This window comes from Pseudoalteromonas sp. TAE79, from assembly GCF_000498015.1.
Lineage (GTDB): Bacteria > Pseudomonadota > Gammaproteobacteria > Enterobacterales > Alteromonadaceae > Pseudoalteromonas.
Genome location: NZ_AUTL01000076.1, coordinates 1 through 6,726, shown reverse-complemented (window position 1 = coordinate 6,726; position 6,726 = coordinate 1). Strand labels below are relative to the sequence as shown.

The following is a 6,726-nucleotide window of genomic DNA, read 5'->3' as shown; positions in this document are numbered from 1 at the left end:
CGAACGGTGCTCGCAAAGACACAAAAATATCCAGTTAGGTATAAACGAAAAAACACCACTCGTTCTTAAACGAGTGGTGTTAAAGCATTGCTTGGCTTTTTTGTGTTTTGAACAGCTAAACAGTTATTTTTTTTACTACAAACTGCCCTTCAAATTCTGCAACCACGTTATCACCATCATAAATAGTAACAGGCACAATATAGGTTGCTTTACCGTCGGTTTCTAAATCGCTTAACTTGCCCTTACATGTTTGTATATCAACACAACCACGTGGGTCTGTAGTAAGCGGTTTTAAGTACTTAATGTTAGCATCGGCCAATACAATATTACCCTCAAATCCGGCTTCTTTAAGTGCTAAGTACGTAGCGCCCCAACCTGTTAGCGTGGCCAAGCTATAAATAGACCCTGCAAACATCGTGTTATGTAGGTTTAAGTTAGCGTCAAGGTCGGCGCTGGTTGTAAATTGCCAATCGGTATAGCTTTCTACCTTAATGCCCATCGCGTCACTAATTGGAATAGACTCACGCCATATATTTTGTAGTACTTGCGTCCAATTAGGGTGGCGGAACCAACCTGGCTCACATGGCTTTTGCTTTACCATTTTAAAGTGTTGAACATCGCCATACGCTAAATGCGCTTTTTCTTTTAGTTCATAACCGTGGCGCTTATAAAACTCAAGTGCTCGTTCGCGTGCAAACAATACAAGTTCACCGGCATTTTGAACCCATGCAATTTTTTCAAGCTCGTGCAGTAAGCGACTACCAATATGCTGGTTACGATTACCCTCTGCAACTGCCATATAACGCACTTGTGCTTGCTCATGATTGTTAAAGTGCAAACGTGCTACGCCTAGGACTTCACCTTCTTTATTTTTTATAAAGCGATGCTCAGAATCTTGTTCCATATCGTCTTGTTCAGAGCCACGAGGCTCGCCCCAAGGCGCGCGTAATACCTGCCAACGCAATTGATAATACGCTTGCCAATCTTCGCTACTTTGTGGGGTGCTTACCTGAAACATACATACTCCTGTTGTTATATAAGCCGCAAGTAAAAGTCAAAAAAGGCTACGGCCCTATACTAATCGTATTGGTTATCTACCAAGCTAGAAAAATAAAATAATTAAATTGATTGGTATTATTATGGCAAATACCATACTCCATCCTAAAAAAACTGCAAATACGACTTTGGTGATGCCTGCAAAATAACGTAAAAAATAATAGCAAAGGGCATTGCGCTTTAACGTTGCTAGTTTATGCTGAGAATATGACTGAAAAAATCAATTATATAAATTCACTGACTGGTTTGCTAAGCGATCGATTTATTGAAAATAGCCACAGCATTGGTCAGTTAATCTATTGGCATAAATGCAGTGGTGAGCACATTCAAGTACGTGAGCACGAGCAGTTACGCTGGTTACTTATTAACGACACCCTTCAATCTGTTATTGATTTAAATAATCCGAGCTTATTACTTTTTCCGCATTTATTGTACTTAGATAAGCATTGGCAAGCTCTTAAGCCGCCACAAAATGTGTTAGAACTTGGCCTTGGCGGTGGAGCAATTCGTAATTATCTACAACATAAATACCCTAAAGCACAAATAACATCGGTTGAAAAAAACGCCGATATTATTAATTGCTATACCCAGTTTTTTTCGTCAAATAAAAATGAGCAACTGCTTTGCGCCGATGCGCAACAGGTTTTAAAAAGTGCGCTAAATGTTGATTGGGTTATTCTAGATTTATTTAGCCAAATAGATGCACCTCGATTTTTATTTGAAGAGGCATTTTATAAAAAAATCTACTCGGCTTTAAATAACAACGGCGTGCTATTTATTAACTTTTTATCGCAGCATGAGTCGCAATTAAAGCAACTTCAGCAGCTGTTACTCGATGTATTTGGTTGTAACGTCAGCCCGCAAAAAATTACGGGCTATGTAAATCATATTGTCGTGATCACTAAAAAAGAGGCATAAAAATAGGCTTAAACAGATAAGTTAAACGTAACGGGCCCGTCGTTACACAAGCTTACTTGCATATCGGCACCAAACTCACCTGTGGCTATTGTAAGCCCCAACTCTTTAGCTTGAGCAACAAAGTACTCGTAAAGCTCATTAGCTTGGCTTGGCGTTGCCGCAGATGAAAAACTAGGGCGCATACCCTTTTTAGTGTCAGCCGCTAGCGTAAATTGCGAAACCACAAGTAACTCACCTTTAATATCTTTAAGGCTTAAGTTCATTTTGTCGTTTTCGTCAGTAAAAATACGATAATTACTTACTTTGTGTAAAAGCTTGTCGGACGTTTGCTTGTCGTCGTGTTTTTCAACACCTAATAGCAACAATATACCATTGCCAATTTCGCCTACTACTTGGTTATTAATTTCTACTTTGGCATGCTTTACACGCTGTATTAAACCTTGCATTTAAACTGTGTCCTTTATTGCTGGTTCATCATCTTCTAGTTCAAGCTCAGGTGTTTCTGGAATATCATTTGGGCTAATGCACGCTGTAAATTCAGCGCCAAGCAAAACAACTACCCACGACAAATACACCCATACAAACAAAATAGGAATGGTAGCTACTGCACCATAAATAACTTCGTACGAAGGAAAATGGCTAATATAAAGTGCAAACCCTTTTTTAGTCAGCTCAAATAAAAGTGCCGCAAAAAAAGCGCCAGGTATTGCCGCTCTAAACGACACGCGCGTATTAGGCACTAAGGTGTAGAGCATAATAAAGCCCACCATCGAAATCCCATACGGCAATAACTTTAACAAAAACCCGCTAAACCCAGGAATACCCTGATCAGCAAACGATACCAAAGATACAATATAAGAGGTAACACCAATACTCGCTCCGAGTAATACAGGCCCTAAGCTCAAAACCATCCAGTACACAGCAAATGAGATCATCATTGGGCGTTTTTTCTTAATTCGCCAAATTCGGTTTAAAGTGGCATCTACATTGCGTATTAACAGCAACGCAATGGCCGCTAAAAAACCAATACCAACCGCCGTCATTTGATTAGCATTGCCCGCAAAGGAGCTAATGTGCTCTCTAATAACATCGGTAGAGGTAGGGACAAAGTTGGTAAACAAAAAGCTCTCAATTTCCATGCGAGTAGATTCAAAGCCCGGAAAAGCCGAAAATATAGCAACACCCACCGCAATTAATGGCACTAACGACAGAAGTGTCACGTAAGCAAGGTAACCTGCATTAACCGTTATTTGATCGTCTATACAACGATTAAAATACTGCATCCACCAACCAGGCTGCTGGCGTATAAAGGACTTAACTTGCTGTTTGTAATGTGAGAGCTTATCATTCATACAATTGACTTGTGCTTATATAATTTTGATTATAATAACAATCAGCGCCATAATTTACAGCACTAACGCACGTAAACAGGAATTCAAATGAAAAAACAAACATTACTCAGTGTTTCAATGCTTGTAGTAACACTTACTTTAACTGGCTGCCAATCAGCTTATTACTCTGCAATGGAAAAAGTCGGTGTTCACAAACGCGATATTCTTATTGACCGCGTAGAAGAAACCAAAGACTCTCAAGAAGAGTCACAAGAAGAATTTAAATCGGCACTAGAGCGCTTAACGACTCTAATCGATTTTAATGGTGGCGAATTACAAGACACTTATAATCAGTTAAACGACGATTACGAGTCGAGCTTAAATGCCGCTAACGAAGTCTCAACTAATATCAATAAAGTAGAAGACGTGGCAGAAGCGCTGTTTGATGAGTGGGGCGATGAGTTAGAGCAGTACAAAAGCGCATCACTTAAACGTGAAAGCAGCAAAAAGCTAGCCGCGACTAAGCGTCAATTTGATCAGCTATTACGCTCAATGCGCAGCGCAGAGAGTAAAATGGAGCCAGTATTAACCTCGCTTCATGATAACGTTTTATACTTAAAGCATAACTTAAATGCACAAGCGGTATCGGCTATTAAAGGTGAATTCACTAACCTTAAGCGCGATATTCAATTGTTGATGAACGACATGAACAAATCGATTGCCGATTCAAACAAATTTATTGAACAAATGAATAGCGCTGGCTAATCATTTGTTACTTTAACAAGCCTGCTTAATTGCAGGCTTTTTTATGTTAAAGGCATGCTAAAAGGAATTAACAATGAAAAGCTTTTTAATCATAACAATGCTTTTATGCTTACTCACTGCCTGCGGTGCACCTAATAATATTAACCGTATTACTAGCCCCGACTCAGTTATAGTTATTAACGATAAAAACGGCCGTTATAAAAATTTATACACAGGTGAAAAAACATATCCTACTACCTGTACTGAAAACTGCTACCCAGCCCACCCAGACTTACTATGCAAAACCGGCAGCGAAAACTGCCAGTACCAAGGCCAGCAAACTAAACCACAACTTAGCACTGGCTATACAGTACGCTGGCTTGGTCACGCTAGTTTTGTAATTAACACCCCAAATGGTCAAAATGTGCTGTTTGATCCGGTAAAAAATCAGTTTGATTCTCCAGTCGCACTTGGCTTTAAACTCAGCGGTGGCATTTATCGTAAAGCAGGCGCTTGGCCTAGTGAGCAAGAACTGGAAAATATTGATGCGGTAATGTATTCGCATATTCATTACGATCATTTTAATAAAGCCGACATACAAAGCATTGGCAATAAACCTCGCTATTTAACACCACTCGGGATGGCCGACAACTTCCCTACCGGCGGTTTTAATATTAGCGAAATGCCGTGGTACTCAACAACCAACATTGACGACTTAGTTATTAACGCCCTGCCAGCTCATCATTTTAGCGCTCGCGTATTAGTGCCCTTTCTTTACGAAGATAACAATAAAGACTTATGGAATGGCTGGCTGCTTGAACAAAACGGTAGCACCTTATTTTTTGCAGGCGATACAGGCTACTCAAAACACTTTAAAGACATACAGCAAAAATATGGCGATATAGATGTATGCTTAATCCCAATCGCTTCTTACTACAGTAAAGAAAGTGGTAAATTTTATCGTTACGTTCACACCACACCAGAAGACGCGCTCAACGCAGCACAAGAGCTTAACTGCAAAGTAATGATACCGTGGGGATACGGTAACTCAAGTTGGAAAATGGGCGACCACAGCAGTCATTCAGCCCTGCTGCGCTTATTGCATATGTACAATAAAATGGATTCAAAAGTACCGCCGTATATTTTAAACGAAGGCGAAAGTATTTCACTGTAATTATTTACTTAGCTGTTTTAAGATTGTTATTACATTAAGACAAATCGACAATAAAATTGAGAGATTAATGAAGAAATTAGCACTCGCCTTAAGCTTTTTATTAAGCACGCCAGCAATGGCTATTGATGTTGAACATACATCAACTCCAATTACTATTGATGGCGTATCAGAAAGCGCATGGGATAAAGCCGCTTGGCACGACATGCCTTATCTAATGGATGGCACACTGCCATCAAACGATGCCGACTTTAAAGGGCGTTATCGCTTATTGTGGGATCAAAACTATTTATACCTACAAGCCGATATTGTGGATGATGTTCTAATAGATAAACACGCAGATCCAACCTATAAATATTGGGATGACGATGCGCTTGAAGTATTTATTGATAGCGATGCATCGGGCGGTAATCATCAATTTAATCACACCGCTTTGGCGTACCATATTGGCCTTGATAACCAAGCTGCCGATTACGGACCTGATAAAAAAGCTCATTTGTATACTGACCACCTAGTTAGTAACTGGAAGCGCAACACCACCGCGCCCTTTAACATTACCTGGGAAGTAGCAATAAAACTCTACCCTAATGATTATAAAGAAGGGGCTAAAAACACCCCAATTACACTTAGCGAAAAGCAAATAATCGGGTTTATGTTAGCGTATTGCGATAACGATGGCAGTGACGTGCGCGAGCACTTTATGGGCTCACATGAAGTACAACCAGTAAATGGCGACAGAAATCGTGGTTTTATAGATGCCGACGTATTTGGCAAAATAACCCTACTTCCTAAAAAGTAAGTTACTACCAATAAAATAATTGAACATGTATGTTGGGTTGAGCGAAGCGAGACCCAACGACCCCCCACCAACAAACACAGATACTTTGCATTATCGGCTGTTTCAGCTCTCTCTTTCTCTTCTCATTCCCTTCTCCTTGTGCAAAAGATCTTTAAGTAAATTATTCACAAAGAGGTTAAGAGGCGCTGCGCTTTTAGAGGTAAATATATTATGGAAATTTCATCTCAAAACAGTAGTCATATAATTTTGAACTAAATACTTTCAACTGACGACTATAGCTAACAGCTCTTATTTTCATCCACATCGAGTAGGGTGAGGCTTATGCCTCATCCCTCTCACAGAACCGTACGTACGGACCTCGTATACGGCTCCTGTACCCTTCACATTTTATCAACTTATTTCCTAAACGCTGATAAAGCAAGCCATCCCGTATTCACTTTTTCTATTGGATATAAACCAAGCTCCTCAAACCATTGGTTTGGCATCGATACACAAGATAAAGGGCTTAGTGAGTTACGCCACGAGTTCATCTTTATGAACTTAAACGGTGGCTTTTTCCCTAACTGCTTTAGTCGTCGATGTAGCCTTGATGGCTTCTTCCACAACCTCAGCTGTATTGCCCTTAGTCTTCGTCTGATCCAACCTGCCAAGGCTTTTAGCTCTCGCTTACAATTGGCTATACTAAAATAATTTACAAAACCGCGCAC

8 protein-coding genes are annotated in these 6,726 nt (G+C 40.0%); 4 read left to right on the top strand and 4 right to left on the bottom strand.

Annotated features, from left to right (window positions below; translation table 11 throughout):
- Positions 1–115 precede the first annotated feature (115 nt).
- Complete coding sequence (locus L655_RS0103445) at positions 116–1,018, bottom strand: bifunctional GNAT family N-acetyltransferase/hotdog fold thioesterase (protein ID WP_024604109.1); 903 nt, start codon at positions 1,016–1,018, stop codon at positions 116–118.
- 245 nt (positions 1,019–1,263) lie between these two features.
- Here L655_RS0103445 and L655_RS0103440 point away from each other — a divergent pair, with 245 nt between their 5' ends.
- Entirely contained in the window at positions 1,264–1,974 is a 711-nt protein-coding gene (locus L655_RS0103440) for a fused MFS/spermidine synthase (protein ID WP_024604108.1), read from the top strand.
- Positions 1,975–1,982: 8 nt separating this feature from the next.
- Here the strand turns inward: L655_RS0103440 and dtd are convergent, their stop codons facing one another.
- The gene (gene dtd / locus L655_RS0103435; protein ID WP_024600024.1) at positions 1,983–2,420 is read right to left on the bottom strand and encodes a D-aminoacyl-tRNA deacylase; all 438 of its coding nucleotides are present in this window, start codon (positions 2,418–2,420) and stop codon (positions 1,983–1,985) included.
- Entirely contained in the window at positions 2,421–3,326 is a 906-nt protein-coding gene (locus L655_RS0103430; protein WP_024604107.1) for a virulence factor BrkB family protein, read from the bottom strand. It lies immediately after the preceding gene.
- Positions 3,327–3,413: 87 nt separating this feature from the next.
- On the opposite strand from L655_RS0103430, the gene L655_RS0103425 reads away from it, so the two are divergent.
- From L655_RS0103425 to L655_RS0103415, 3 genes are all read left to right on the top strand, one after another.
- On the top strand, positions 3,414–4,070 hold the full coding sequence (locus L655_RS0103425; protein ID WP_024597208.1) for a DUF2959 domain-containing protein: 657 nt from the start codon (positions 3,414–3,416) through the stop codon (positions 4,068–4,070).
- Between the two features lie 73 nt (positions 4,071–4,143).
- Complete coding sequence (locus L655_RS0103420; RefSeq protein WP_024604106.1) at positions 4,144–5,223, top strand: MBL fold metallo-hydrolase; 1,080 nt, start codon at positions 4,144–4,146, stop codon at positions 5,221–5,223.
- 67 nt (positions 5,224–5,290) lie between these two features.
- Complete coding sequence (locus L655_RS0103415; RefSeq protein WP_024604105.1) at positions 5,291–6,019, top strand: CBM9 family sugar-binding protein; 729 nt, start codon at positions 5,291–5,293, stop codon at positions 6,017–6,019.
- A 395-nt stretch (positions 6,020–6,414) separates the two neighbouring features.
- Here L655_RS0103415 and L655_RS0103410 read toward each other — a convergent pair.
- Positions 6,415–6,726 (bottom strand): group II intron maturase-specific domain-containing protein (locus tag L655_RS0103410; RefSeq protein WP_024605253.1); only part of this gene is annotated, 312 nt, incomplete at its 5' end.

Bases quoted from the DNA above. Each gene is read 5' to 3' on its own strand.
- dtd (WP_024600024.1), bottom strand. From the start codon at position 2,420: ATGCAAGGTTTAATACAGCGTGTAAAGCATGCCAAAGTAGAAATTAAT.
- L655_RS0103415 (WP_024604105.1), top strand. From the start codon at position 5,291: ATGAAGAAATTAGCACTCGCCTTAAGCTTTTTATTAAGCACGCCAGCA.
- L655_RS0103445 (WP_024604109.1), bottom strand. From the start codon at position 1,018: ATGTTTCAGGTAAGCACCCCACAAAGTAGCGAAGATTGGCAAGCGTAT.
- L655_RS0103425 (WP_024597208.1), top strand. From the start codon at position 3,414: ATGAAAAAACAAACATTACTCAGTGTTTCAATGCTTGTAGTAACACTT.
- L655_RS0103440 (WP_024604108.1), top strand. From the start codon at position 1,264: ATGACTGAAAAAATCAATTATATAAATTCACTGACTGGTTTGCTAAGC.
- L655_RS0103420 (WP_024604106.1), top strand. From the start codon at position 4,144: ATGAAAAGCTTTTTAATCATAACAATGCTTTTATGCTTACTCACTGCC.
- L655_RS0103430 (WP_024604107.1), bottom strand. From the start codon at position 3,326: ATGAATGATAAGCTCTCACATTACAAACAGCAAGTTAAGTCCTTTATA.